Origin of the sequence: Modicisalibacter xianhensis (genome assembly GCF_900113605.1) — a bacterium.
In the GTDB taxonomy this organism is placed as follows: Bacteria; Pseudomonadota; Gammaproteobacteria; order Pseudomonadales; family Halomonadaceae; genus Modicisalibacter; species Modicisalibacter xianhensis.
The window spans coordinates 13,086-39,555 of the sequence record NZ_FOPY01000007.1; the positions used below are offsets into that span (position 1 = coordinate 13,086).

The 26,470-nt window shown below is 62.7% G+C and carries 25 protein-coding genes; 21 read left to right on the forward strand and 4 right to left on the reverse strand.

Going from position 1 to position 26,470, the window contains the following annotated elements:
* Positions 1 to 34: 34 nt before the first annotated feature.
* Entirely contained in the window at positions 35 to 979 is a 945-nt protein-coding gene (locus BM194_RS09400) for an AEC family transporter (RefSeq protein ID WP_177223380.1), read from the reverse strand.
* Between the two features lie 257 nt (positions 980 to 1,236).
* Between BM194_RS09400 and BM194_RS09405 the strand changes: the two genes are divergently transcribed.
* Both BM194_RS09405 and BM194_RS09410 read left to right on the forward strand, forming a co-directional pair.
* A complete protein-coding gene (locus BM194_RS09405) occupies positions 1,237 to 2,124 on the forward strand; it encodes an alpha/beta fold hydrolase (protein WP_092846062.1) in 888 nt (295 codons plus the stop codon).
* Positions 2,117 to 3,148: a patatin-like phospholipase family protein gene (locus tag BM194_RS09410; protein WP_092846064.1), complete on the forward strand. Its 1,032-nt coding sequence runs from the start codon at positions 2,117 to 2,119 to the stop codon at positions 3,146 to 3,148. Before BM194_RS09405 ends, BM194_RS09410 begins: the two co-directional genes overlap by 8 nt.
* 12 nt (positions 3,149 to 3,160) lie before the next feature.
* On the opposite strand, the gene BM194_RS09415 is transcribed toward BM194_RS09410, so the two are convergent.
* A complete protein-coding gene (locus tag BM194_RS09415) occupies positions 3,161 to 3,736 on the reverse strand; it encodes a Smr/MutS family protein (RefSeq protein WP_092846066.1) in 576 nt (191 codons plus the stop codon).
* A 142-nt stretch (positions 3,737 to 3,878) separates the two neighbouring features.
* Here BM194_RS09415 and prmB point away from each other — a divergent pair, with 142 nt between their 5' ends.
* Together prmB and aroC are read left to right on the forward strand one after the other, a co-directional pair.
* Entirely contained in the window at positions 3,879 to 4,847 is a 969-nt protein-coding gene (gene prmB / locus BM194_RS09420) for a 50S ribosomal protein L3 N(5)-glutamine methyltransferase (RefSeq protein WP_092846068.1), read from the forward strand.
* Between the two features lie 10 nt (positions 4,848 to 4,857).
* On the forward strand, positions 4,858 to 5,943 hold the full coding sequence (gene aroC / locus BM194_RS09425) for a chorismate synthase (protein WP_092846070.1): 1,086 nt from the start codon (positions 4,858 to 4,860) through the stop codon (positions 5,941 to 5,943).
* A 23-nt stretch (positions 5,944 to 5,966) separates the two neighbouring features.
* Here aroC and BM194_RS09430 read toward each other — a convergent pair whose 3' ends face one another.
* Positions 5,967 to 6,500 carry a DUF1269 domain-containing protein gene (locus tag BM194_RS09430; protein ID WP_092846072.1) on the reverse strand — a complete coding sequence of 178 codons (534 nt, stop codon included), beginning with the start codon at positions 6,498 to 6,500 and terminating at the stop codon, positions 5,967 to 5,969.
* 148 nt (positions 6,501 to 6,648) lie between these two features.
* Here BM194_RS09430 and BM194_RS09435 point away from each other — a divergent pair, with 148 nt between their 5' ends.
* The 3 genes from BM194_RS09435 to phaC all read left to right on the forward strand — a co-directional run bounded on the left by BM194_RS09435 (position 6,649) and on the right by phaC (position 9,629).
* Positions 6,649 to 6,996, forward strand: coding sequence for a DUF6489 family protein (locus BM194_RS09435; RefSeq protein WP_092846074.1), 348 nt, complete (start codon positions 6,649 to 6,651; stop codon positions 6,994 to 6,996).
* A 158-nt stretch (positions 6,997 to 7,154) separates the two neighbouring features.
* Positions 7,155 to 7,622, forward strand: a complete 468-nt coding sequence (locus tag BM194_RS09440; protein WP_092846076.1) for a phasin family protein — start codon at positions 7,155 to 7,157, stop codon at positions 7,620 to 7,622.
* 87 nt (positions 7,623 to 7,709) lie between these two features.
* Positions 7,710 to 9,629, forward strand: coding sequence for a class I poly(R)-hydroxyalkanoic acid synthase (phaC, locus tag BM194_RS09445; protein WP_092846078.1), 1,920 nt, complete (start codon positions 7,710 to 7,712; stop codon positions 9,627 to 9,629).
* Between the two features lie 58 nt (positions 9,630 to 9,687).
* Here phaC and BM194_RS09450 read toward each other — a convergent pair whose 3' ends face one another.
* On the reverse strand, positions 9,688 to 10,563 hold the full coding sequence (locus BM194_RS09450; RefSeq protein ID WP_092846080.1) for a LysR family transcriptional regulator: 876 nt from the start codon (positions 10,561 to 10,563) through the stop codon (positions 9,688 to 9,690).
* A 171-nt stretch (positions 10,564 to 10,734) separates the two neighbouring features.
* On the opposite strand from BM194_RS09450, the gene leuC reads away from it, so the two are divergent.
* The 14 genes from leuC to purF all read left to right on the forward strand — a co-directional run bounded on the left by leuC (position 10,735) and on the right by purF (position 26,470).
* Positions 10,735 to 12,174: a 3-isopropylmalate dehydratase large subunit gene (leuC, locus tag BM194_RS09455; RefSeq protein ID WP_092846082.1), complete on the forward strand. Its 1,440-nt coding sequence runs from the start codon at positions 10,735 to 10,737 to the stop codon at positions 12,172 to 12,174.
* Between the two features lie 3 nt (positions 12,175 to 12,177).
* Positions 12,178 to 12,816, forward strand: coding sequence for a 3-isopropylmalate dehydratase small subunit (gene leuD, locus BM194_RS09460; RefSeq protein WP_092846084.1), 639 nt, complete (start codon positions 12,178 to 12,180; stop codon positions 12,814 to 12,816).
* A 124-nt stretch (positions 12,817 to 12,940) separates the two neighbouring features.
* Complete coding sequence (gene leuB / locus BM194_RS09465) at positions 12,941 to 14,023, forward strand: 3-isopropylmalate dehydrogenase (RefSeq protein WP_092846086.1); 1,083 nt, start codon at positions 12,941 to 12,943, stop codon at positions 14,021 to 14,023.
* 96 nt (positions 14,024 to 14,119) lie between these two features.
* On the forward strand, positions 14,120 to 15,232 hold the full coding sequence (gene asd / locus BM194_RS09470; protein ID WP_092846088.1) for an aspartate-semialdehyde dehydrogenase: 1,113 nt from the start codon (positions 14,120 to 14,122) through the stop codon (positions 15,230 to 15,232).
* Between the two features lie 189 nt (positions 15,233 to 15,421).
* Complete coding sequence (locus BM194_RS09475; protein WP_177223381.1) at positions 15,422 to 17,545, forward strand: type IV pilus assembly protein FimV; 2,124 nt, start codon at positions 15,422 to 15,424, stop codon at positions 17,543 to 17,545.
* 81 nt (positions 17,546 to 17,626) lie between these two features.
* Positions 17,627 to 18,607 (forward strand): tRNA pseudouridine(38-40) synthase TruA, encoded by a 981-nt coding sequence (gene truA, locus BM194_RS09480; protein ID WP_244890924.1) that lies wholly within the window; start codon positions 17,627 to 17,629, stop codon positions 18,605 to 18,607.
* Positions 18,604 to 19,239 carry a phosphoribosylanthranilate isomerase gene (locus tag BM194_RS09485; RefSeq protein WP_092846092.1) on the forward strand — a complete coding sequence of 212 codons (636 nt, stop codon included), beginning with the start codon at positions 18,604 to 18,606 and terminating at the stop codon, positions 19,237 to 19,239. Before truA ends, BM194_RS09485 begins: the two co-directional genes overlap by 4 nt.
* A gap of 28 nt (positions 19,240 to 19,267) precedes the next feature.
* Positions 19,268 to 20,482: a tryptophan synthase subunit beta gene (gene trpB, locus BM194_RS09490; RefSeq protein WP_092846521.1), complete on the forward strand. Its 1,215-nt coding sequence runs from the start codon at positions 19,268 to 19,270 to the stop codon at positions 20,480 to 20,482.
* 10 nt (positions 20,483 to 20,492) lie between these two features.
* A complete protein-coding gene (trpA, locus tag BM194_RS09495) occupies positions 20,493 to 21,296 on the forward strand; it encodes a tryptophan synthase subunit alpha (RefSeq protein ID WP_092846094.1) in 804 nt (267 codons plus the stop codon).
* Between the two features lie 82 nt (positions 21,297 to 21,378).
* The gene (accD, locus tag BM194_RS09500; RefSeq protein ID WP_092846096.1) at positions 21,379 to 22,332 is read left to right on the forward strand and encodes an acetyl-CoA carboxylase, carboxyltransferase subunit beta; all 954 of its coding nucleotides are present in this window, start codon (positions 21,379 to 21,381) and stop codon (positions 22,330 to 22,332) included.
* On the forward strand, positions 22,333 to 23,661 hold the full coding sequence (folC, locus tag BM194_RS09505; RefSeq protein ID WP_092846098.1) for a bifunctional tetrahydrofolate synthase/dihydrofolate synthase: 1,329 nt from the start codon (positions 22,333 to 22,335) through the stop codon (positions 23,659 to 23,661).
* Entirely contained in the window at positions 23,658 to 24,332 is a 675-nt protein-coding gene (locus tag BM194_RS09510) for an SPOR domain-containing protein (RefSeq protein WP_092846100.1), read from the forward strand. The genes folC and BM194_RS09510 overlap by 4 nt, the downstream gene beginning before the upstream one ends.
* On the forward strand, positions 24,329 to 24,892 hold the full coding sequence (locus tag BM194_RS09515; RefSeq protein WP_092846102.1) for a CvpA family protein: 564 nt from the start codon (positions 24,329 to 24,331) through the stop codon (positions 24,890 to 24,892). Before BM194_RS09510 ends, BM194_RS09515 begins: the two co-directional genes overlap by 4 nt.
* Positions 24,893 to 24,952: 60 nt before the next feature.
* The gene (gene purF, locus BM194_RS09520; RefSeq protein ID WP_092846104.1) at positions 24,953 to 26,470 is read left to right on the forward strand and encodes an amidophosphoribosyltransferase; all 1,518 of its coding nucleotides are present in this window, start codon (positions 24,953 to 24,955) and stop codon (positions 26,468 to 26,470) included.

A 26,470-nucleotide genomic window follows, 5' to 3' on the forward strand; every position in this document is an offset into this window, starting at 1 on the left:
TCTCATGCCGGGCGGTTACGCCCGGCCGAAGGGTTTAGATCAGCCCGCTCAGTGTGAGCAGGAAGACCCCCAGGCTCACCGTGAGCATGCAACTAAACGTGGAAACCACGATGATGTTGGCGGCCAGCTTGGTGTTGGCATTGGCGGCCTTGGCCATGACGAAGCTGACGGCAGCGGTCGGGCTGGCCAGGAACAGGAATAGTGTCCCCAGGGCCGCATCGCGATAGCCCAGCATCAGGGCGCCCGACACGCCCAGGGCCGGCAGCCAGACAGTCTTCCACAGGCTGGCATCGATCGCCAGCCGGCTTCCCGCCTTGACCGACCTGATCGACAGTGTTCCGCCAATGCAGATCAGTGCCAGTGGCAGCGACATGGAGCCAAAGTATTCGCCCGAGGTCATCAGCCAGGATGGCAGCGGCACCTGCCAATACGCGACGGGGATGGCCAGCAGAACGCATAGGATCAATGGGTTCCTGGCCAGGTTGCGCAGTATCGAGCCGATATCCGACTGGATGCTGGGGCTGTAGATGGCCAGCACGATGGCGGACAGGATGTTGTAGATCACGATGATCGCCCCGGCCATGATTCCGCCCAGCGACAGGCCGTAATTGCCATACATGCTGGCGGCAAGCGCCAGACCTACGATGCCGCAATTGCCACGAAAGGCGCCTTGGGTGAAGACGCCGCGCTCCTCGACGGGGCAGCGCCAGAGGGCCCAGCCCCAGGCAAGAAAGAAGCTCAGCGTCGAATATCCCAGGAAATAGCCGATCAGGTCGGGCTGGATCATGTCCAGGTCGGCCTTGATGATGCTCAGGAACAGCAATGTCGGCATGGTGGCCTTGAATACCAGCATCGAGGCCGTGGATATGAAATGCGCATCGATCCAACCGATGCGCTTGAGCGCGATACCCAGAAAGACCATGGCGAACACCGGCAAGGTCACGTCAAGGGTATGCAGGAAGACATCCAGCAGGGCCATGCGCAGTCGTACCTCCTAGCGGACCAGCCAGAAGCCGACGAGGATGGCGACAATCGCCGTCAGGAAGAACAGACCGTTACGCAGGCGGGTGTCGCGGGGAGGACGGGATTTAGACACGCAAGAAACCTTATATCGTCAATGGAACGGAAGATTAATACGGGCGTATGATTGGCGGAGCCGCCCAACCATGGTAAACCCGTTAGCCTGCTAGGCCTAGCGTGACGCCAGGCTGTTCACTGCCGACGAGGAATGCCGAGATGATCACCGCCACTGAAAAGACGCTGGCCGAAGGCCGCCTTGCCGCCTTGAGTTGGGGACGTGACGAAGCGCCGACTTGGCTGGCACTGCATGGCTGGCTGGACAATGCGGCGAGTTTCTCGCGGCTGGCGCCCCTGCTGGTAGAGCGGCTAGGCATTCGTGTCGTGGCCATCGACTTTGCCGGTCACGGCTTGTCGCGACGTCATCCAGACGGTATCGATTATGCTATCTGGGATTATATTCACGATGTGCTCGATGCCCTGACCTCCCTGGGGCTGGAACGTGCCACATTGCTGGGCCACTCGATGGGCGCCGGGGTGTCCTGTCTGGTAGCGGCCGCCTTGCCCGAACGTGTCGAGCAACTGGTGCTCATCGATGGCATCGGCACACTGTTCACGCCGGCCGAAGACACAGCAAGCCAGCTTCGCAAGGGCATTCTGGGTCATCGGCGTCGTGCCTCGCCCGCGCCGCGCTATCCCGATCTCGACACTGCCGTGGCCGCCCGGGTCAGCGGTGGTGTCACGCCGATTGACGCGACCACGGCGGAGCCGCTGGTCAGGCGCAATCTCGACATTGAAATGCATGGCGCATGCCGTTTACGCACAGATGGCCGATTATTGCGGCCATCATTGGTGCGCTTCTGCCCGGAACAGGCCCTGGCCCTGTTGGGTGCCGTCGAAGCGCCGGTGTTGCTGATTGAGGGCGATCGGGGAATCCTGGCCGAGCGCGACTTCGCGCAGCGAGCCCGGTCGACGGTTCGTCACCTGACCCGGCACATCCTGCCCGGTGGTCACCATTTGCATCTTGAACCTTCGGCTGTGGTCGCAGTGGCCGATACTATCAGTGAGCAGGTAGGGACGAGACTGGCAGGGGAGACGTATGGCTAAACGCATCGCGCTGGTGCTGGGGAGTGGCGGCGCTCGCGGCTATGCTCATATCGGTGTCATCGACGAGGTCGTGGCGCGTGGCTACGAGGTGATTGCCATTGCCGGCTGTTCGATGGGCGCTGTCATCGGTGGGGTCTATTCGACCGGCCAACTCGAAAATTATCGCGACTGGGTCTGCCAGCTCGATTACTTCGATGTGCTCAAACTGGTCGATGTCACTTGGAATGCCATGGGCGCGATGCGCGCCGGCAAGGTCATGAGCAAGCTCAAGGATCTGGTCGGCGACGTGCAAATCGAGGACCTGCCGGTTCCCTTGACCACGGTGGCCACCGACCTTACCCGACAGCGCGAAGTGTGGTTCCAGAGTGGGCCGCTGTTGCGGGCCATTCGCGCCTCCATTGCCGTTCCCGGGGTCATCACTCCTCTCAGGATCGGCGACCAGATCCTGGTCGATGGCGGGCTGCTCAATCCGTTGCCGATCGTCCCGACCGTTTCGGCGCACGCCGATCTGATCCTGGCCGTGAATGCGACGGCACAGAGCCATCAGCCTGTAACGCTCGAAGAGTTACTGCCCCCCGATGAAGCCGCCGAAGAGCATGCCCGCGAAGCCGAGCTTGAAGCTCAGGGCAAGGGATTCACGGGGTGGGTCGGAGGCATGCGTAACCGGGCGCAACGCATGTTCACTCCCAACGAAAATGGCCTGGACAGCGAGGCCGAGACGATGAACGGAGAGATGGATCGTCAACGGGCCACTGAGCGTGCCTGGAGCAAGCTCGACATCATGCTGGCCTCGTTCGAGATTACCCAGGCCGCTCTGGCAAAATACAAGATTGCCGGTTATCCCCCGGATGTGCTCGTCGACATTCCCAAGACGGTATGCGGTGCCTATGAATTTCACCGGGCCGAAGGATTGATCCGCCTGGGGCGGCATCTGACCGCACAGGCCCTGGATCGCTACGAAGGGAAAAACGGTGGTGGTCAGACGATCATCAGCGAGCCACCGGTCGGCAAACCGGCCAATTGAGCGAAGAGTCCTTCAGGCTTCACCTCGCCGGCGCAGCAGGACATACACGGCGCCGGTCCCTCCATCGACATCGCGAGCCGAGCAGAAGGCTAATACCGTCGGCCATTCGCGCAGCCAGGCATTGACGTGGCTCTTGATCACCGGATGATCGGCCATGCCCGTCCAGGCCTTGCCGTGCACGACCAGTACACAGCGCATCCGGCTGTCGCGAGCTTCGCGCAGAAACGCTTCCAGTTCATGTCGGGCTTCATCGAGCGTGTAGCCGTGCAGGTCGAGGCCGGCCTCCCAGTCGATCTGGCCGCGCTTCAGGGCGCTGCGGGTGCGGTAGGGGAGGTCGGGCACCGCGAAATCCAGGGCCTCGCTGGGCCGGACAGGCTCGACCCGGCCATCGCTGGTGCGACTTGAGGAGGCGTCGGGGGGGGCGGCGGTGGCCGCATTGCGGCGCTGGGTGAGGCGGTCAGTGTCCCGGCGGGGCCTGCCGGGATCGGCGCGATCGCTGGTCAGTCGCTTGACGCCAGCATCTTCCAGCGCCTGGCGGAACAGGGAGATATCCTCCTCGTCAGGCGCGTGACGGCGGCGTCGGCTCATGGCGATTCTCTCGGTCGGGTCGGGTTGAACAAGGCTCCCGGCAGGGAGCGCCCAGTATAGCGGCTTGGCCGTGACTGTGAACCGTCGCGCTCGGCGGGTACAATCAGCCTTCCATTGTCATTGCCATCAAACAGGACGTCGCGTGACCGCACCCCGACTCGCCGCCGTATCCACGCTCAGCCTCGACGACACGCAGCTCGCCGAGGAGCTGTTGTCCCTGCGCGATTGCCTGCGCTGGGCCACCAGCGAATTTCATACCCATCGCCTGCATTTCGGGCATGGCACGGCGAGTGCCTGGGACGAAGCCGTGGCGCTGGTGCTCGGCGCATTGCACCTGCCTTGGGATGTCGACCCTGCCGTCCTCGATGCGCGCCTGCTGGGCATCGAGCGCCGGCGCATCGTGGCGCTGGTGCGCGAGCGCATCGAGACACGCCGGCCGCTGCCCTACCTGCTCGGTGAGGCTTTCTTCGCTGGCTACCCCTTCGACGTGGATGAACGCGTACTGATCCCGCGCTCGCCGATCGCCGAGCTGATCGAGCATGATTTCGCCGCCTGGTTCCCCGAGTTACCGCCGGGTCGTGTACTCGACATGTGCACCGGTTCGGGGTGCATCGGCATTGCCACGGCGCTGCACATGCCGACGACGGAAGTCGACCTGGTGGACATCAGCGCCGAGGCGCTGGACGTTGCCAAGGCCAACATTACCCGTCATGACGTCGGGGCACGCGTAAGAGCGGTGCTGTCGAACCTGTTCGATGGTGTGGCGGGGCAGCGCTACGATCTGATCGTCGTCAACCCGCCCTATGTCGATGCTCGGGACCTGGCCACCATGCCGGCGGAGTTCCGCCACGAGCCTGATCTGGCGCTGGGCGCCGGCAAGGATGGCCTGGACATCGTACGCCGTCTGTTGCGCGAAGCACGCGGGCATCTCAATGATGATGGCGTGCTGATCGTCGAGGTCGGCAATTCGGACCGTCACCTCGAGGCCGCCTTCCCCGAGGTGCCTTTCCTGTGGCTGGAGTTCGAGCGAGGCGGCCATGGCGTCTTCGCCCTGACCGCACGTGAGCTCGACGAGTACGCCCCTTATTTCACTTCGCCTGAGTCTCATTGAGGATCGCTGCATGTCCGGCAACACCTTCGGCAAGCTGTTCACCGTCACCACCTTCGGCGAAAGCCATGGTCCTGCCCTGGGCGCGATCGTCGATGGATGCCCCCCTGGACTGCCGCTGACCGAGGCCGACCTGCAGCGCGACCTGGATCGGCGTCGTCCGGGGTCGTCGCGCTACACCACGCAGCGTCGCGAACCGGACCAGGTCCGTATCCTTTCGGGGGTTTTCGAGGGCGTCACGACAGGCACGCCGATTGGCCTGTTGATCGAGAACACCGACCAGCGCTCCAAGGATTATTCCAACATCAAGGATCGCTTCCGTCCGGCTCACGCCGACTACACCTACCATCACAAATATGGCCTGCGCGATTATCGAGGAGGGGGCCGCTCCAGCGCCCGCGAGACGGCGATGCGCGTCGCCGCCGGGGCGATTGCCAAGAAATACCTGGCCATGCAGGGCATCCAGGTGCGTGGCTACATGAGCCAGCTCGGTCCCATTGCCATCGACTTCAAGTCCTGGGACGGTGTCGACGACAATCCCTTCTTCTGTCCCGACCCCGACAGGATTGCCGAGCTGGAAACCTACATGGAGCAGCTGCGCCGCGACCAGGACTCGGTCGGGGCGAAGATCACCGTCGTGGCCGACGGCGTGCCGGTGGGATTGGGCGAGCCGATCTTCGATCGGCTGGATGCCGAATTGGCCCATGGGTTAATGAGCATCAATGCGGTCAAGGGCGTGGAGATCGGCGATGGCTTTGCCTGCATCGCCCAGCGCGGCAGCGAGCACCGTGACGAGATGACGCCGGATGGCTTTCTATCCAACCATGCCGGTGGCGTGCTGGGTGGCATCAGCTCCGGCCAACCGCTGATTGCTCATCTGGCACTCAAGCCGACATCCAGCATTACCCAGTCCGGCCGTTCCATCGATGTCGACGGTAACCCGGTCGAGGTGATCACCAAGGGACGCCACGACCCGTGCGTCGGCATTCGCGCCACGCCCATCGCCGAGGCGATGATGGCACTGACCCTGATGGATCACCTGCTGCGCCATCGTGCCCAGAATGCCGATGTCTCCGTGGCTACGCCACGCCTGAGCTGACCCTGGCGATCGGCCGGCGGGTATTACTGCCCCCGGCCCTCGGCATGCTGCCGTTCTTGGCGAGTGATCTTCTCGATATCTACCTGCGGATGGTGGCGGTGGATGAGACTCACGACCTCATCTTCCTGACTTTCGGGTATGTCGACCATCATGAGAACGGCACCACGACGGATATCGCCGCGAAATTTCTTGACCTTGGCGTCGGGCACGGAGACGCCAATCAACGTGCTCGCCCATAGCCCGAAAAGCCCGCCGAAGATGCCCATGCCGACGATCACGCCGGCCATGCCCATGGGTCCGGGAACGGCCAGTATCCACGCGGCTATCGACCCGACGACCAGTCCCAGGGGGGCGCCGATCATGACACCGCGCCTGGCGGCATCCGCAGTGTCTGTCGTTTGCAGCAGGGTCGCCTTTTTCAGCCCTGTCTCTTGCCATGCCCGAGGGTTGCTGGAAGCCACATGGATGTGAGCTTGCGTGAGCCCCAGGCTGTTCAACTCCTCGGTGATGTTGGCGGTCGTCTGTGTGTCTGGCGTCAGAAAATAGAGCCGTTGCATGGTGATCTTCCTTGGTCGTTGTTGTTGGAAAGTGCCTCGTACACGCTCTGAGTCCCAGTGTAGATCGGCCTCGTTCAACGGTTGTCGTGCACCGTAACGAAACACATAGCTGCTACACTCAAGACACGTTCACTGATCGAGCCTAGCCATGAAGATTCACGTCGAGTTCGACCTGACTCCCACCGAATTTCGCCAGGCCATGGGCCTGCCCGATGTCGAGTCCTTCCAGCGCGAGTTGATGTCGCGTATTCAGCAGCAGATGGAAGCTGGTGTGGAAGGCTATGACCCGTGGAGTCTGATGCAACCTTTCATGCAACAAGGCTTGACCCAGGGCATGGCCAGCTTCGGCAATTACCAGCAAATGATGCTGGACATGATGCGCAAGGCCGGCACCGGCCATCGTTCGGAGACGAGCGAGGAAAACGGTGCCAAGGAAACGAACGACAAGCGCCGTTCAAGTGCCTCGGCGACATCGCGCCAGGCGAGAAAGTCCTGAGCGAAGGGGCCGGGAACGCTGAAGTTGGGCTGATCGTTGCGAGGGTGGGTGGGGCGAATCGCGCTATTGCAACTGTCAGCGAGTGACAGTACTCTTTTTGCAGTGCAGCAAAATGCGTATTGTCCAAATCGTGCTTGATCCTCCGGGAGGGATTCGTCATGCAACAGGATCAGTTTTTCAATGCATTCACCGAGCAGACTCGCAACTTCTTCGAGCCCATGCGCAAGCTGAATGGCTTGATGCTGGACAACATGGAGAAGATGACCCAGTTCCAGCTGGAGTCAATGAAGCGTTACAGCCAGATGGGCACCGAGCGCCTGCGGTCTGCCTCCGATATCAAGAGCGCCGATGACATGCGCGATTTTGCCACACGCCAGAGCGAGCTCATGAGCGAGCTGTCCCAGCAGATGATGGACGATGCCCGCGCCATGACCGAGCTCAGCCTCGCATTCCGCGAGGAACTGGAAAAGGCATTTTCCGACGTCGGCCGGCAAGCGATGGAGCAAGCCAATGCGGCGACCGAGCAGGCCGGGAGTACCGCTAGGTCTGCCGCTGCGTCATCGTCCGGCTCCAGCAAGTCTTCCAGTTCGTCCAACAGCTCGCGTAGCAACAAGAACAATAGCTGATTCACAAGACCTGCAAGGCCGGCAATGCCGGCCTTGCCTCGTTACGTGGGTATGTCCTGCGTCAGTGGCAGGATATCAGGAGGGGATATGCAGTCAGGTTCGCAGTTCGATGTCGGTCCATGGATCAACGAGGAATGGACCGCCAAGCTGGAAATGATCGGGCAGGAATATCAGGCCTTGATGCAGGAGCTCTTGACACGAGCGCTGCCCGGTGAAGCTGGCTCGACGATCTACGAGGACATGCGCGAGAGCCTGCGCGCAGGTGCCCAGGCGCTGGCCTTCAAGCCCTACGCGATCTACGGGGCGCACATGCGTCTTGCCCAGGATCAGGCTCGGCTCTGGCAGCAGACACTGCGCGAAGTCGCTGGGGATGGGGAGCCGGATGACCCGATCATCGGACCGGAACCATCGGATCGGCGGTTCAAGGACGAGGCCTGGCACAAGGATCCTTATTACCGTTACATCATGCAGCACTACCTGCTGCTGGTGAGACTGGTGAACGAGCTCGTCGAGAGCGTCGACAGCCTGCCGGACCAGCAGAAGCGCAGTCTGTCGTTCTATGTTCGCCAGTACGTCAATGCCATGGCACCGACCAACTTCGTTACCTCCAATCCCGAAGTGATGCGTCGGACCCTGGAAACCAACGGGCAGAACCTGATCGACGGGTTGAAGCGGCTTCGTGAGGACCTGTCCAACTCCGCTGGTGGGCTCAACGTGGCGATGACCGACCGGGAAGCGTTTCGTATCGGCGATAACATTGCCGTCACGCCGGGCGCCGTGGTCTATGAGAACGAATTGATACAGCTGATCCAGTATCAGCCAACCACCGAGCAGGTATTCAAGACGCCGCTACTGGTCGTCCCGCCGTGGATCAACAAGTACTACATCCTTGATCTACGCCAGGACAACTCGATGATGAAGTGGCTGGTCGACCAGGGCCACACCGTTTTCCTGATTTCATGGCGCAATCCGGGTGTCGAGCAGCGCGACATCACTTGGGCCGATTACATGCAGATGGGGCCGATTGCCGCCATGGAGGCGATCGAGCAGGCGTGCGGCGAGAAGTCGGTCAACCTGCTCAGCTACTGTGTTGGCGGCACGCTTGCCGCCTCGACAGTGGCCTACCTGACCAGCACCCGGCGTGCCCGCAAGGTGCGCTCGGTCACCTACATGGCCACGTTGCAGGATTTTCGCGATCCTGGCGAGATCGGGGTGTTCCTCAGCGAGCCGGTCCTGCAGGGGCTCGAGCGGCAGTTGGAGGCCGATGGCTACCTGGATGGACGCGTCATGGCGTTTTCCTTCAACTTGCTGCGTGAGAACGACCTGTTCTGGTCGTTCTACATCAACAACTATCTCAAGGGCGAAACCCCGGCCGCCTTCGATCTGCTGTACTGGAATACCGATGGCACCAACCTGCCGGCAGCCACGCATGGCTGGTATCTGCGCAACATGTACCTCGAGAACCGGCTGGTCGAGCCCGGCGGCATCGAACTCGATGGGGTCAAGATTGACCTGCGCAAGATTTCTACGCCCAGCTACTTCATCTCCACTCGCGAGGACCACATCGCCAAGTGGCAGTCCACGTATTACGGCACTCAACTGCCCAAGGGGCCGGTGACTTTCGTGCTGGGCGGCTCGGGACACATTGCCGGCATCGTCAATCCGCCGACACGCACCAAGTACGGCTATTGGACCAATGACGAGCTTCCCGATACGCATGAGGCATGGCTGGAGGGCGCGACACAGCACGAAGGTTCGTGGTGGCCACACTGGCAGTCTTGGATGACCGACAATGGCTATGTCGACACCGACAAGCAGGTGCCGGCACGCCAGCCCGGCGACGGTGAGTTGAAGATCATCGAGCCGGCTCCTGGGCGCTATGTCAAGCAGACCATTCCGGAAGTGCTGGGACTGCTCGAGCGAGCGGCCGAGCATGCCGAGACAGCCGCAGGCGGCGAGGCCGAGGTGGCTGAATCATCCGGGCAGGAGCTTAGTCAGGAAAAATAGTGATCGCTCTTCACTGAACGGACCCGCACCCAGGTGCGGGTTTTTTCTGGGCAAGCGATTACCGTTCGATGGCGTGGTCCAGCATGTCCAGCATCGACCGGGCGGCATTGGACAGCGTCCGGCTCTTGTGGACCAGATAACCCAGCGGGCGTTCGATAGGGCGATGGTCGATGGGCAACGCATGAATGTCGTCATCGATCAGCGACTCCGGAAGCACGCTCCAGCCCAGCCCGATAGCCACCATCATCTTCAATGTTTCCAGATAATTGGTCGATAGGGCCACATTGACCTTCAACCCGTCGCGGGCAAAGGTATCGACGACGATGCCGCGGGTGAACGTAAGGTGACCCGGCAGTACGGCATCGTAGGCCGATAGCGCCGACAACGGGAGGTCGCCGCGTCCGGCCAGGGGATGGTCCTTGCCACAGACGAAGCGCAGACGGTCGGTCCATACCGGGACGACCAGCAATTGTGGATCGGGCACCGGTGCCAGGGTGACCACGGCGATTTCCAGTTCGCCATCCAGCACGCCTTGGTAGGCCTGCTCGGAATCCAAAAAGCGCATGTCCATCCGAACCTCGGGGTGCGCCTGGGTATAGGCTTTCAGGATGGGCGGCAGACGGTGCAAGCCGATGTGATGGCTGGTCGCCATGGTCAAGCTGCCGCCGATACTGCCGGACAGGTTGGCCAGGGCGCGGCGGCTATCGTCCACCATCACCAGGATTTCCCGGGCGCGCGGCAGCAGTACTCGGCCGGCTTCGGTCAAGCTGACCCGACGGCCAATGCGATCGAACAGGCGGGCACCAATCTGGTCCTCCAGCGTGGCGATGCGTTTACTGACGGCGGGCTGGGTCAGGTACAGCTGCTCGGCAGCCAGCGAGAAGGACCCGTGATCGGCAACGGCCAGAAACGCTTGAAGACTTTGTGTATCCATTGGGTTTTCCAGACTATGGCAATACTATTATTCCACTTTGGAATTCAAAGGATAAAGAACATGAATTGCTTTTATGCGAGGGGCTCCGTAGTCTTTTTCATGTGACGGCGACCGAGAGCGCCGCAATTACCGGACATGACCGAGCTCAGCCGAGCACGCTGGAGGAAACCCATGGCAGGCCAGACGCTTTACGACAAGTTGTGGTCGCAACATTTGGTCAAGGAGCGCGACGACGGCAGCGCATTGATCTACATCGATCGTCAACTGCTCCACGAGGTGACATCACCTCAGGCCTTCGAGGGACTGCGTCTGGCAGGGCGCAAGCCGTGGCGCCTGGATGCCAACCTGGCCACGCCCGACCACAACGTGCCGACCACCGTGAAGGAGCGTGCCGCCGGCAATGCCGGGATTGTCGATCCTGTGTCGCTGATACAGGTCCAGACCCTGGACGACAACTGCGAATCGTTCGGCATTGAGGAGTTTCGTATCAACGATGCCCGCCAAGGGATCGTCCATGTCGTCAGTCCCGAGCAGGGTGCGACTCTGCCGGGCATGACCGTGGTCTGTGGTGATTCGCATACTGCCACGCACGGAGCCTTCGCGGCGTTGGCTCACGGCATCGGCACGTCCGAGGTCGAACACGTGTTGGCCACCCAGTGTCTGATTGCCCAGAAAATGAAGAACATGCGCGTGCGTGTCGAGGGCAAGCTTGGCCTCGGCGTCACGGCCAAGGACATCGTGCTGGCCATCATCGGGCGTATCGGCACGGCCGGCGGCACCGGCTATGCCATCGAGTTCGCCGGTAGCGCGATACGCGACCTGTCGATGGAAGGCCGCATGACCATCTGCAACATGGCCATCGAAGCTGGGGCGCGGGTCGGCCTGGTCGGTGTCGACGATACCACTATCGATTACCTGCGCGAGCGTCCGTACGCACCCTCCGCCGAGCAATGGGATGCGGCAGTGAACGCCTGGCGCAATCTGGTTTCTGATGATGATGCGGTATTCGACAAGGAGGTAGTGCTCGACGCCGCCGAGATCGCGCCGCAGGTCACCTGGGGCACCAGCCCCGAAATGGTCGCCTCGGTCGAGGACCTGGTGCCCGACCCGGCCAGCCTCAATGATGACACCGCCAAGCGTGGCGTGGCCCGGGCGCTGGAATACATGGGGCTCTCGCCCAACCAGAAGATCACCGACATTCGCCTCGACAAGGTGTTCATCGGTTCGTGTACCAATTCGCGCATCGAGGACCTGCGCGAGGCGGCTAAGGTCGCCAAGGGCAAGAAGGTTGCCGACTCGATCAAGCTGGCGATGGTGGTGCCGGGCTCCGGCCTGGTCAAGCGCCAGGCCGAGGCCGAGGGGCTCGACAAGGTCTTCATCGAGGCGGGCTTCGAGTGGCGCGAGCCGGGCTGTTCCATGTGTCTGGCGATGAATGCCGACAAGCTCGGTGCCGGCGAGCACTGCGCCTCGACCTCCAACCGCAACTTCGAAGGGCGTCAGGGCTATGGCGGGCGGACCCATCTGGTCAGCCCGGCCATGGCCGCGGCCGCGGCGATCGCCGGCCACTTCGTCGACGTGCGTCAGTTCACCCAGCAGCCCCAGGAGGCCTGAGCCATGCAGAAGTTCACCCAGCACCGGGGTCTGGTGGCGCCGCTCGATCGGGCCAACGTCGACACCGACCTGATCATTCCCAAGCAGTTTCTGAAGTCGATCAAGCGCACCGGGTTCGGGCCCAACCTGTTCGACGAGTTGCGCTACCTCGACGAGGGATATCCGGGACAGGATGCCTCGAAGCGCCCGCTGAATCCCGATTTCGTGCTCAACCAGTCGCGTTATCAGGGCGCCAGCGTGCTGCTGGCAAGGCGCAACTTCGGCTGCGGCAGTTCGCGTGAACATGCGCCCTGGGCGCTCGAGGATTTCGGCTTCCGCGCGGTCATCGCCCCGAGCTTTGCCGATATCTTTTACAACAACGCGTTCAAGAACGGCATCCTGCTGATTACCTTGGACGAGGCAACGGTCGATAGGCTGTTTCAGGAAACCGAAGCCAACGAAGGCTATCGTCTCGCCATTGATCTCGAAGCACAGACGGTCACTACGCCCTCCGGCGAGATCATCCGTTTCGAGATCGACGGCTTCCGCAAGCACTGCCTGCTCAACGGCCTCGACGACATCGGCCTGACGCTGCAGGAAGAGGGCGCCATTCGCGAGTTCGAACAGCGCCATCGCCAGGCACAGCCGTGGCTGTTCCGTTGACTGAATAACCACAACGCTGGACGCAAACCAGGGACGCTTCTTCGAAGCCTGCGCAAGGACAGCGCTCCATTCAATACGACCGGGCAGGTGATGCAACCTGCCGGGTCCTGGCCAGAGTAAGCACATGAGCCGCAAGATTCTCGTTCTGCCGGGTGACGGTATTGGCCCGGAAATCACCGCTGAGGCGGTCAAGATCCTGAATGCCTGCCGGGATGCCGGCCTGGATATCACGCTCGAGGAAGGGCTCGTGGGCGGTGCCGGTTTCGAGGCCTTCGGCGAGCCGCTGCCGGCCGAGACGCTGGACAAGGCCAAGGCCGCCGATGCCATCCTGCTCGGCGCTGTCGGGGGCCCCCAGTGGGACAAGCTGGAAGACATCAGCAAGCGTCCCGAGAAGGGGCTGCTGGGGCTTCGCAAGAACCTCAACCTGTTCGGCAATCTGCGTCCGGCGCTGCTCTATCCGCAGCTGGCCGAGGCCTCCAGTCTCAAGCCCGAGGTCGTGTCGGGGCTCGACATCATGATCGTGCGCGAGCTGACGGGAGGTATCTACTTCGGCCAGCCGCGCGGCATCGAGGAGCGCGAGGGACAGCGCGTCGGTTTCAATACCTACGTATATTCGGAGTCGGAAATCGAGCGTATCGGGCGTGTTGCCTTCGAGATGGCACGCAAGCGCAATGGCAGGCTGTGCTCGGTCGACAAGGCCAACGTGCTCGAGGTCACCATGCTGTGGCGCGAGGTCATGGAGCGCCTGGCCGCCGACTATCCGGATGTCGAGCTTTCGCATATGTACGTCGACAATGCTGCCATGCAGCTGGTGCGGGCACCCAAGCAGTTCGACGTCATCGTCACCGGCAACATGTTCGGTGATATCCTGTCGGATGCAGCGGCCATGTTGACAGGCTCGATCGGCATGCTGCCGTCGGCGTCGCTCAACGAAAGCGGCCAGGGCATGTACGAGCCCTGTCATGGCAGCGCGCCGGACATCGCCGGCCAGGGATTGGCGAATCCGCTGGCGACGATTCTTTCCGTGGCGATGATGCTGCGCTATACCCTCAACGAGACTGCGCTGGCCGAACGCATCGAGCGGGCGGTCGGCAGCGTGCTCGATCAAGGCCTGCGTACGGCGGACATTGCTTACGAGGGAACACGCAAGGTAACCACTGCCGAGATGGGCGACGCCGTACTCGAGGCTTTCCGCGCACAGCGCTGAGGCCGCCCAGGCTCGGCTCGATCGCGCCCGTGGCACCCGCGGGCGCACACCGGTAGGCTGACTGCCGGTGACACTTGGAATTCAGGAGGACTTCACATGTTGAAAGTCGGTTTTGTCGGTTGGCGTGGCATGGTGGGCTCGGTGCTGATGCATCGCATGCGCTCGGAGAATGATTTCGCCGGCATCGAGCCGGTGTTCTTCACCACCTCGCAGGTCGGCCAGCCGGGGCCCGACATCGGTGTGGACGTGCCCCCGCTCAAAGACGCCTACGACCAGAACGAGCTCAAGGCGCTGGATGTCATCGTGACCTGCCAGGGCGGCGGCTACACCGAGGAGGTGTACAAGCCGCTGCGCGAAGCGGGCTGGAAGGGCTACTGGCTGGATGCCGCGAGCACCCTGCGCATGGCCGATGAGGCGACCATCGTCCTCGATCCGGTCAACCGCCACGTGATCGATGACCAGTTGGCCAAGGGCGCCAAGACCTTCGTCGGCGGCAACTGTACGGTCAGCCTGATGCTGATGGGCCTGGGCGGCCTGTTCGAGGCCGACCTGGTGGAGTGGATGACCTCCATGACCTACCAGGCCGCTTCCGGCTCTGGCGCCAAGCACATGCGCGAGCTGCTGACCCAGATGGGTACGCTGCGTGATTGTGTTCAGCAGGAACTGGACGATCCGGCCAGCGCTATACTCGATATCGATCGCAAAGTGACCGAATCGATGCGCGGCGACCGCTTCCCCATCGAGAATTTTGGTGCGCCGCTGGCCGGTGGCCTGTTGCCGTGGATCGACAAGCCGATGGACAACGGCCAGACCCGCGAAGAGTGGAAGGGCGGCGTCGAGACCAACAAGATTCTCGGCCACGGCGCCAACCCGATCCCCATCGATGGGCTCTGCGTGCGTATCGGCGCAATGCGCTCCCACAGCCAGGCCTTCACCATCAAGCTCAAGAAAGATGTGCCGCTCGACGAGATCGAAGATCGTCTGGCCAAGCACAACGAATGGGTCAAGGTCGTGCCCAACGAAAAGGAAGCGACCCTGCGCGATCTCACGCCGGCTGCCGTGTCAGGTACCATGAGCGTGCCGGTGGGCCGGCTGCGCAAACTGGCGATGGGCGGCGAGTACCTCACCGCCTTTACCGTTGGCGACCAGCTGTTGTGGGGGGCTGCCGAGCCGCTCAAGCGTATGCTGCAGATCCTGCGCGAGCAGTAATTGACACACGGCCATCACAGCGCCGAATCGACGCCTCCCTTCCGGGAGGCGTTTTTTATGGTGCAAATGATGGGTGTTTACTCGGCTTTTCGTTTAATGATTCCGCGCCGTTTTATGGTACTTATGTCGGCAATTGACTAATACAAGGTCGTCACAGGCAGCCTGATGACGGCGATCACGGCAGGGGACATGATGAGACGCACTGTATCGCTGGCCGCGCTGGTCACGTTGGCGACGGCGAGTCCTGGCTTGCAGGCGCTGGGCCTGGCGGAACCCGAGGTGACGTCCAGCCTGAGCGAGCCGTTGCAGGCACGCATGGCGCTTTCCGATCTGCAAGGGCTGGATCCCAGTCACCTTATCGTAAGGCTGGCCGATGCCGAGGCGTTCGCCCAGGCCGGTCTGCCTCGCAGTGCACTGGCCGAAAGCGTGCAAATGGCGCTTTCCCGGGAGGACGGGCAACTGTCGGTCACGCTGAGTACCGACAAGCCGGTCAACGAGCCGTATCTCGACCTGCTGCTCGCGCTGGAATGGCCAAACGGCACGATGCGCCGGCAGGTGACGCTGCTGCTCGATCCGCCGGGTTATGCCAGTACGGCAGCCTTGATCGGCAACGAACAGCCACGGTCTGCAGGCACGCCGCGCATGGCCCAGGCGTCCCCGCTGGCATCGGCCTCACCGATACAAGGCTCGGAAAGCCAGGCTGCCTCTCCGGTGGTGCAATCCCGCCGCATCGAGGTCAGGCCCGGCGACACCCTGTGGGGTATCGCTGCGAGACTCGAACGGCCTGATGGCGTCGGTGTCGAGCAGGCAATGATGGCCTTGTTCCGTGCCAATCCGGCGGCGTTTTCTGGCGGCAATATCAATAGCCTGCGTGCTGGTGCCATGCTCGATAAGCCCTCGGCGCAGCAGTTGCTGGCTGATTCTTCCAGCGAAGCACGACATCAGGTAAGCCAGCAGAACCAAGCCTGGCGATTGCCGGAGCACGACGCACCGCTGCCCGAGCCGGAAGCGCCCCGCCTGACATTGCTCAGCGATGCCGAACTGGCCGCTGAAGTCCTCGCAGCCAGTGACGATCCAGCTTCGCAGCGATTGGCTGACCCGGTTGCGTCCGGTGGTGTGGCAGCTCCTGGTGCCGATGAGCCAAGCCTCGATGCAGCGACGCGTCTGGCGGCGCTGGAAGCCAATTGGCAAGCCAGTCGCGAGGCGTTGGCCGAAGTGCGAGACGAGCGTGATCGCTTGCAGGACGAAATGCTCTCCTTGCGTGAGGACATGGCAGCGCTGCGCGAGTTGCTCAGCCAGTCGCTGGCGGCTGTGCCTGAAGATCAGGCAACAGCCTCCGTGCAGCCCTCTTTTGCCACTGACGCGCAGGCATCGACACCTCAGGTACTGCCGACGCAGGGGCAAGCGGGCAAGACTGGTCTATGGCAGGGAGTCTGGCAAGGCATTGCCGATCAGGCCGGCCTCATCGGTGGCAGTGCCATTGCATTGTTGCTGCTGGCCTGGGCAGTCGTACGCCGGCGTAGCCAGCGCGCGCCCGAAGAGGCACTGGACTATGGGTTTCCGCAGGCAATCAGTGAAAGCGGGGTGCCCGATTTTGTCGAGAAAGTGCCGGCGACGGTGCCTCAGGCTGCGGCAGCGCCCGCGGAAGCCACACCACAGGCGGAAACCATCAACGAGGCCGATATCTTCATTGCCTATGGGCGTTATGAGCAGGCGCGTGACCTGCTCGAGAAGAGCCTGGAGAGCGAACCCGAGCGCCATGACCTGCGACTCAAGCTCCTCTTCACCTATACCGAGCTGGGCATGCGTGATGCGGCAGAAGGGGAGTCGGCAAGGCTTCTCGAGCACGCCGGGGATAGCTACCGGGCAGAGGTCGAGCAACTCATGGCACGCTTCGCTGATGACTCCGAGCCGGCATCAGTCGAGCCTTCGCGAGCCTCGGCCGAGCGCGACGACGACCTGGCGCCAGCGTTGGATGATGTCGCGGAGCAGCTTCAGGACGAGGCGAGTCATGTCGAGGAAGCCGTGGCCTCGGTGGCTGCCGATGTCGAACGAATCATCGATTACGAGCCGCCCAGCCTCGAGTCCGATCATCCGCCGCGACGTGACGAGCTACAGCAGCCCGGTATCGACTTCCCCGAGTTTCCCGATGCGGGTAATGGGGCATCCTTGCTGGATGACAGGGGCTCGTCGCCGTCCGAGGTCATGTCCACTGAAGACCAGTGGGATATCGAAGAAGTGGCGTTCGAGCCGTTGAATCTGGATAATGTTCAGCCCGCTACCGACACCGCGAGAATCAAGCCGGAACGCTGATCGGGCATTGCCCCGGTAGGGTCGCCAGATACTGGCGACTAGGCGAGGGTGTCGGTCCATCGATTGACTGCGACTGAGCCGATGCCCCTGTTCGAGCCCCTGGATGACATTTCCCGCCTGACTGGACGCCTGGCGCTGAGCGTGGAGTACGACGGCAGTGCCTATTGCGGCTGGCAGCGCCTCAAGCATGCTCCCTCTGTACAAGCCTCGCTGGAGGCTGCGCTTGCCAAGGTGGCAGCTACCGATGTGCGTGTGCTCTGCAGCGGACGCACCGATACCGGTGTGCACGCCACGCGCCAGATCGTTCACTTCGATGCCCCGGTGGCGCGCACCCAGAAGGCCTGGGTCTTCGGCACCAACGCCAACCTCCCGCGCGATATTGCCGTGCACTGGGTGGTTCCCGTGGCCGACGATTTTCATGCCCGCTTCAAGGCGCTGGCCCGGCGTTATCGTTACGTCATACTCAACCAGCCCAGCCGTCCGGTGCTGGAGCGTGCCAACGCCACCTGGTGTCGTGAGCCGCTCGATGCTGAACGCATGCATGCGGCGGCCCAGGCCCTGGTCGGCGAACACGACTTTTCCAGCTTTCGCGCCGCAGGCTGCCAGTCCAAGACGCCATGGCGCCATTTGCACTTCATCACGGTCAATCGCTATGGTCCGCTGATCGTCATCGACGTGCAGGCTAACGCCTTTCTGCACCATATGATCCGCAACATCGCCGGCGCCCTGGTCGCGGTGGGCAAGGGCGAGCAGGGAGCGGACTACATGGCACGACTTCTTGCACTTCGCGACCGTAGCCTGGCCAACGTCACGGCACCGGGATGCGGGTTGCACTTCGTCGATTCGGTCTATGATGAGCGCTTCGGCTTGCCTCGCGAACCGCTCGGGCCCAACCTGCTGGCTTTCCTGGGGGAGTGGACTGGCGAGCGCTCGCTGCCGGATTGCCCCATGGTGCGTTTCCGCCGCGGCCAGCCGATAGCTGAACTGGAGAGCAGCCAGGCAGGCGGGGCTGCACACGAGGCACGACAGGTGCATTCATCGAGCCAGGAGGTTCGCGAATGAGCCCGGTTTCTTCCTATCGTACCCGCGTCAAGATTTGCGGCCTGACCCGCGCCGAGGATATCGATGCCGCCGTGGCTGCGGGGGCCGATGCCCTGGGTTTCGTGATGTGGCCGGGCAGCCCCCGAGCGCTCGACCTCGAACGCCTGGCTGCGTTGACTGCGCGGGTACCGGCCTTCGTGACTCGTGTCGGCTTGTTCGTCGATCAGTCACCGGCTTTCATACGGGCCTGTGAGGCACACCTCGATCTGGTGCAGTTTCACGGAGATGAAGCGCCTGCCGAGTGCTGCGAGGCCACACGGCCCTGGGTCAAGGCGCTACGTATGCGTGACGATATCGACCTGGCAAGGGCGGCACATGACTATGCCGCTGCGCGCGGGCTGTTGCTCGACGCCTACAAGCCGGGCGTGCCGGGGGGCACAGGCGAGACCTTCGACTGGGGGCGAATCCCCGCAAGTCTGGAAAAACCTGTTATTCTCGCGGGAGGCCTCGACGCATCCAACGTTGGCGAGGCCGTCCGCATGGTCCATCCCTATGCCGTCGACGTCTCGGGGGGAGTCGAACAGGCCAAGGGCATCAAGGACCCCGACAAGATCCGCGCCTTCGTGCGCCAAGTATTCCTCGCTCAAGAATGAGCCCCAGTGACCCGATGAGGTGTCTTTCGTGACCAAGTTCAGCGACCTGACCCGTCTGCCCGACGACCGCGGCCATTTCGGCCCTTACGGCGGCCGGTTCGTTTCGGAGACCCTGAGCTTCGCGCTGGAAGAGCTGGAGAAGACCTACCTGAGTCTTCGCGATGACCCGGACTTCCAGGCGAAATTCGACTATGACCTGGCCCACTACGTTGGCCGCCCGTCTCCGCTGTATCACGCTGAACGATGGTCCAGCCACCTCGGCGGCGCACAGATCTGGCTCAAGCGCGAAGACCTCAACCATACCGGCGCCCATAAGGTGAACAACACTATCGGTCAGGCGCTGCTGGCCAAGAAGGGCGGCAAGCCTCGCGTCATCGCCGAGACCGGCGCCGGCCAGCACGGTGTTGCCACGGCTACGGTCGCGGCCCGGCTGGGCCTGAAGTGCGACATCTACATGGGCGCCGAGGATGTCGAGCGCCAGAAGCTCAACGTCTACCGCATGCACCTGCTGGGTGCCAACGTGATTCCCGTGGAGTCCGGCTCGCGTACGCTCAAGGACGCCATGAACGAGGCCCTGCGCGACTGGGTGACCAACGTCGACGATACCTTTTACATCATCGGTACCGTGGCCGGGCCGCATCCCTATCCGATGCTGGTACGCGATTTCAATGCCGTGGTCGGCCGCGAGGCCCGCCGCCAGTCGCTGGAGCAGATCGGGCGCCTGCCCGATGCGCTGGTCGCCTGTGTGGGCGGGGGGTCCAACGCCATGGGCCTGTTCTATCCCTTCGTCGAGGACGAGGACGTTCGCATGTACGGTGTCGAGGCCGGCGGAGACGGCGTCGAGACCGGTCGTCACGCGGCACCACTGACCGCCAATGCACCGCGCGGTGTATTGCACGGCAACCGTACCTACCTGATGTCCGATGAGGGCGGCCAGATCACCGATACCCACTCCATTTCCGCGGGACTCGATTATCCTGGGGTAGGGCCGGAACACGCCTTGTGGAAGGACGTCGGCCGCGTCGAGTACGTGGCAGCCAACGACGACAAGGTGCTCGAGGCGTTCCGTGAGCTGACCCGGATGGAAGGCATCATGCCGGCGCTCGAGTCTGCGCACGCCCTGGCGCATGCCAAGGTGCTGGCCCCAACCATGCGTCCGGACCAGCATATCGTCGTCAACCTCTCCGGACGGGGCGACAAGGACATCCTTACCGTGGCCAAGATCGACGGCGTCAACTTCTGAGAGGGCAAGAATGAACCGAATCGACCAACGCTTCGCCGCCCTCAAGGAGCAGGGCCGCACCGCGCTGATTCCCTATATCACCGCCGGCGATCCATCGCCCGACTACACGGTGTCCTACATGCATGCGCTGGTCGAGGCTGGCGCCGACGTCATTGAGCTGGGCATCCCGTTCTCGGACCCCATGGCCGACGGGCCGGTGATCCAGAAGGCCTGTGAGCGGGCGCTCAAGCACAACACGCGGCTGTCGCATGTCTTCGCCATGGTAAGCGAGTTCCGTCGCCAGGACAGCGATACACCCGTGGTGCTGATGGGCTATCTCAACCCCATCGAGCGTCTCGGCTACCCGACCTTTGCCAAGCAGGCTGCCGAGGCGGGCGTGGATGGCGTACTCATCGTCGACATGCCGCCCGAGGAAGCGGACGAGATTGCCCCGCTGCTCAAAGAGCATCACCTGCAATCGATCTTCCTGGTCGCCCCTACCACTTCCGAGGCGCGGGCCGCTACAATATGCGCCCATGGAGAAGGGTACCTGTATTACGTTTCGCTCAAGGGCGTGACCGGCGCGGCGAGCCTGGATGTCGCAGCCGTCGACCGGCAGCTGGATGTGCTGCGCAAGCTGACCGGGCTGCCGCTGTGCGTGGGGTTCGGTATTCGCGATGGGGCATCGGCTGCGGCCGTCGGCAAGGTGGCCGATGGCGTCATCGTCGGCAGCGCCCTGGTCTCGCGCATCGCGGAAGGTTGCGAGCGTCCCGAGAGTGTCACCGCGGAACTCAAGACGGTACTCGGCGAGATGCGTCAAGCGCTCGATGCCTGACGGTACTCGTCAACCTAGACATTGTACCCGAGGCACTGGGCCTCGGGTTTCCTGACAGCAGCAGAACGGAAATCCTCTGACCATGAGCTGGCTAGACAAGATCGTCCCGTCCATGGGCCGCACCCAGCGCCAGGATCGTCGTACCAGCATCCCCGACGGCCTGTGGCGCAAGTGTCCGAAATGCGACGCGGTGCTCTATCTTCCCGAGCTGGAAAAGCACCACAACGTCTGTCCCAAGTGTGATCATCATCTGCGCCTGACGGCGCGCAAACGCCTCGACTGGTTTCTCGATGCCGAAGGGCGCGAGGAACTCGCAGCCGATCTGCAGCCGGCCGATCGGCTCAAGTTCCGCGACTCCAAGAAGTACAAGGACCGTCTGGCCGCGGCCCAGAAGGAAACCGACGAGAACGACGCGCTGATCGCCATGCGTGGCACGCTCGATGGCATGCCCGTGGTTGCCGTGGCCTTCGAGTTCACGTTCATGGGTGGCTCGATGGGGGCCGTGGTCGGCGAGAAGTTCGTCCGTGCTGCCACCCTGGCTCTTGAAGAGAACATTCCCCTGGTCTGCTTTGCTGCCTCGGGCGGGGCACGCATGCAGGAAGCGCTGTTCTCGTTGATGCAAATGGCCAAGACCTCGGCGGCACTGGAGCGCCTCAAACAGGCCGGAATTCCCTACATTTCGGTGCTGACCGATCCGGTGTTCGGGGGGGTCTCTGCATCGTTGGCCATGCTTGGTGACCTCAACGTGGCCGAGCCCAATGCGCTGATTGGTTTCGCCGGGCCGCGTGTCATCGAGCAGACGGTACGCGAAAAGCTGCCCGAAGGTTTCCAGCGCAGCGAGTTTCTCCTCGAGCACGGTACCGTGGACATGATCATTCACCGTAGCGAGATGCGCGAGCGGGTGGGCGGCGTGCTGCGCAAGCTGACTGACTGGACGCCGGACGCCGAACCGGAAGTCGAGCCCGAGGCAGCGCCTGACGAAACGACGGATGAAGCGCTCGTCGACGACGAGCTGCGCGATATCGAACGACGCTGAATGAGCGACCCTGCTTCCCTGACCGATTGGCTGACGCGCCTCGAGCGTCAGCACCCCGTGAGCATCGACCTTGGCCTCGAGCGTGTGGCCGAGGTCGCGCGCCGTATGGGCCTGATGGATACCCCCCTCACCAAGCGGGTCATCACCGTGGCCGGCACCAATGGCAAGGGTTCCACCGTGGCCATGCTCGAATCATTGGCGCGCGCCCATGGTCTGAGCACGGCAACGTACACGTCTCCCCATCTGCTGCGCTACAACGAGCGCCTGCGTCTCGATGGTGTCGAGGCCGAGGATGATCTGCTGGTAACCGGCTTCGAGCATGTCGAGGCCGCACGCCTCGCTCCCGAGCCGATCAGTCTGACGTATTTCGAGGCTGGAACGCTGGGTGCATTCTGGGCCATCGTCCAGCGTTGTCCTGACCTGGCGATCCTTGAAGTCGGGCTCGGCGGGCGACTCGACGCGGTCAACGTCATCGACCCCGACGTGGCGGTGATTACTACCATCGCCCAGGATCATGCCGCCTTTCTGGGCAACGATCTCGAGCAGATCGGACGTGAGAAGGCTGGCATCATGCGTCGTATGCGCCCCGTGGTACTGGGTAGCGAGCACTTGCCGGCCAGCGTTCGCCAGGTGGCGTGGACCGTGGGGGCCGGCCTGCATGCACTGGGTGACGACTTTCGTCATGGCGACGAGGCGGGGCCGGAAACGACCTGGACCTGGCAGGGGCGGGATGGTCATGGCACCCCGACGACCCTCGCGCAGCTACCCGATCCCGGGCTGCCGCGCGACAATGCGGCCAGTGCCTTGCAGGCACTCTTTCTGTCCGGTTTGACACTCGATGCCGAGGCCTGCCGGCGTGGCTTTGCCGATGTGCAGTTACCCGGCCGGATGCAGTGGCTGGGCAACTGGTGTCTCGATGTGGCGCATAACCCGCATGCCGCCCTTTATCTGGCGTCTCGCTTCGCCCAACGGGTGCGTCCAGCGCGGCGCATCGGGCTGCTCGGCATGCTGGGTGACAAGGATGCCACCGGCGTTGTGGCGGGGCTGGCGTCACAAGTGGACGGCTGGGTCACCGTGAGTCTCGAGGGCGAACGGGCACGCAACGCCTCCGAACTGGCCGACTTGCTCAAGAGCCAGGCACAGACGGTGCTGCATTGCGCCGAATCGCCAGCGGCCGGTGCCGAGTGGCTGGCTGGTCACCTGGGAGAGCAGGACGAGGTCCTGGTATGTGGCTCCTTCTTTACCGTTGCCGGGGTTCTCGAGTGGTTTAGTTTGCGCGGCGTGGATGCGATACGACAGCCATCATCCGCCGCGAGGAGAAATGCATGAAATACGGAATGCGTGAACGCATCAGCGGTGCGGTGATCCTCGTCGCGCTGGGCGTGATCTTCATCCCGATGCTGTTTGACGACCCACCCTCCCGCGAGGAGCAGCCCGAACCGGTGTTGACCATTCAGCAGCCGGTCGACGTCGAGCGCGTGCCGGTGGCCGAACCCGAGAAGCCTTCCAGCCTGGGCCAGATTCAGATGCCCAGCTCTCAGGGAGGCACTCGGGAAACCGCTCCCGCTTCCCCGGCCAATACGCAGCCCGAGCCGGCACCGACTGCCGCGGCGCCCGAGCCTGAGCCCGCGGAACCGGAGCAGCCGGCCGAGAAGCCGGTGGCCAAACCTGCCACCCGATCAGACCCGATTGCCGACCTGGCGCGGCAGTCCGAGCAACGCCAGAGCGAGTCTCAATCCCAGGCGGGCACCAGCACCGTGAGTGAAGGGGATTGGGCAGTCCAGGTAGGTAGCTTCGGCGAGCCGGGCAACGCGCAGCGCTTGGAAGACAAGCTCGATGGGCAGGGCTTCAATGCCTTTCGTCAGCCGCGCAGCAATAACCTGACCACAGTCTATGTGGGGCCATTTGCCAGTTCGGAAGACGGCGAGAAAGCGCGCACGCAGCTAAAGGAAAAGGCCAATATTCAAGGCCTGCTCGTGCGTATGAAGGAGGGTGAATGACCCTGACCTGGCTGGACTGGGCATTTCTGGCGGTCCTGGCCATGTCGATGCTGGCAGGTTTCATGCGTGGGCTGGTGCGCGAGGCGCTTGGCCTTGGGGCCTGGATCGCAGCCCTGCTGGCATCACGCTTGTTTGCCCAGCCGGTGGCGGACATGCTGACGGGGTATATCGAACACCCCGATATCCGGCTGGTACTGGCGTTCATCCTGGTGATCTTCGTGGTCGTGATGCTGTGCGGCATCGTGATTCGCGTGATGCACGCTGCCATCGAGTGGGTGGGCATGGGCTTTTTCAACCGGCTCGCCGGGGCCGGTTTCGGTATACTCCGCGGCGGTGCCATCCTGGTTCTGGCCACAGTGGTCATTTCCCTGACGCCTCTCGTGCAGTTGCAGGCCTGGCAGCAGGCACAGTTACGCCCGAGTTTCGAGGACCTGCGCGACTGGACGGTTAGCCGTATCGCCGACTGGGAGCAGCGTGATCCCGAGACTGCGGAAACCCTTCGTTCGCTCTCTTTGCCCGTCGAGATTTCCACTAGCGGCGGGACGAACAGTACACCCTGACATTTCCAGCGCATCGAGCCAGTCTCGATGCCGGTTTCATCGCAAGCGAGGTAAGGCGGAATGTGCGGTATCGTAGGCCTCATGGCCAATCAGCCGGTCAATCAGGCGCTCTATGATGCGCTGACGGTGCTCCAGCACCGGGGGCAGGATGCCGCCGGGATGATGACCTGGCATGAGGGACGCTTCCTGCTGCGCAAGAGCAATGGACTGGTGCGCGATGTCTTTCACACACGCCACATGACGCGTCTCAAGGGCAACCTGGGTATCGGCCATGTGCGTTATCCCACGGCGGGCTCCTCGAGCGAGGCGGAATCCCAGCCGTTCTATGTCAACTCGCCCTATGGCCTGGCGCTGGCCCACAACGGCAACCTGACCAACTCCGACCAGCTCAAGCAGGAGCTCTACACCAGCGACCTGCGTCATATCAATACCAGCTCGGATTCCGAGGTACTGCTCAACGTCTTCGCTCATGAGCTGGGCAAGCAAGGGCATCACCTGACGCCCGAGGATATCTTCGATGCCGTGCGTCGCGTGCATCGTCGCTGCCGGGGTGGCTATGCCGCCGTGGCCATGATCAACGGTTTCGGCATGGTCGCATTCCGCGACCCTCAGGGCATTCGCCCGGTGGTCTTCGGCACGCGCAATACCGAAGACGGGCAGGACGTGATGATCGCCTCCGAGTCGGTGGCACTGGATGTCGGCGGCTTCGAACTGGCTCGCGACCTGGCGCCCGGCGAGGCGATCTTCGTCGACATGCGTGGCGAGATCCACACCCAGCAGTGCGCCGACCGGCCGATTCTGGCACCGTGCATCTTCGAGCATGTCTACCTGGCGCGTCCGGATTCGATCCTGGATGGGGCCTATGTCTACGGTACGCGCATGCAGATGGGGCGCAAGCTCGGTGACCGGATCCTGCGTGAATGGCCCGAGCAAGACATCGATGTGGTCATTCCCATTCCGGATACCTCGCGCACCTCGGCGCTCGAGCTCGCCCAGCATCTCGGTGTGACCTTCCGCGAAGGGTTCATGAAGAACCGCTATATCGGGCGGACGTTCATCATGCCCGGCCAGACTCAGCGCAAGAAGTCGGTGCGTCAGAAGCTCAACGCCATCGATATCGAGTTTGCCGGCAAGAATGTGCTGCTGGTCGATGACTCCATCGTGCGTGGCACCACTTGCAAGCAGATTATCCAGATGGCTCGCGAGGCCGGCGCCAACAAGGTCTATTTCGCTTCCGCAGCGCCGCCGGTGCGTTATCCTAACGTCTACGGCATCGATATGCCGGTGGCCAAGGAACTGATTGCGCATGGGCGCAGCGAAGCCGAAGTCGGCGAGTTGATCGGTGCCGACCGGATCTTCTATCAGGACCTTGAGGATCTCAAGGCCGCCTGCCGTGAAGTCAATCCGCAACTGGAACAGTTCGACTGTTCGGTATTCGACGGCGAGTACATTACCGGCGATATCGACGACAATTACCTCAATGCCCTCGAGGCGTCGCGCAGCGATGCCGTCAAGCAGAAGTCAGGCTCGGCACACTCCGTGGTCGACCTGCACAACGATGTCGAGGATCACGACTAG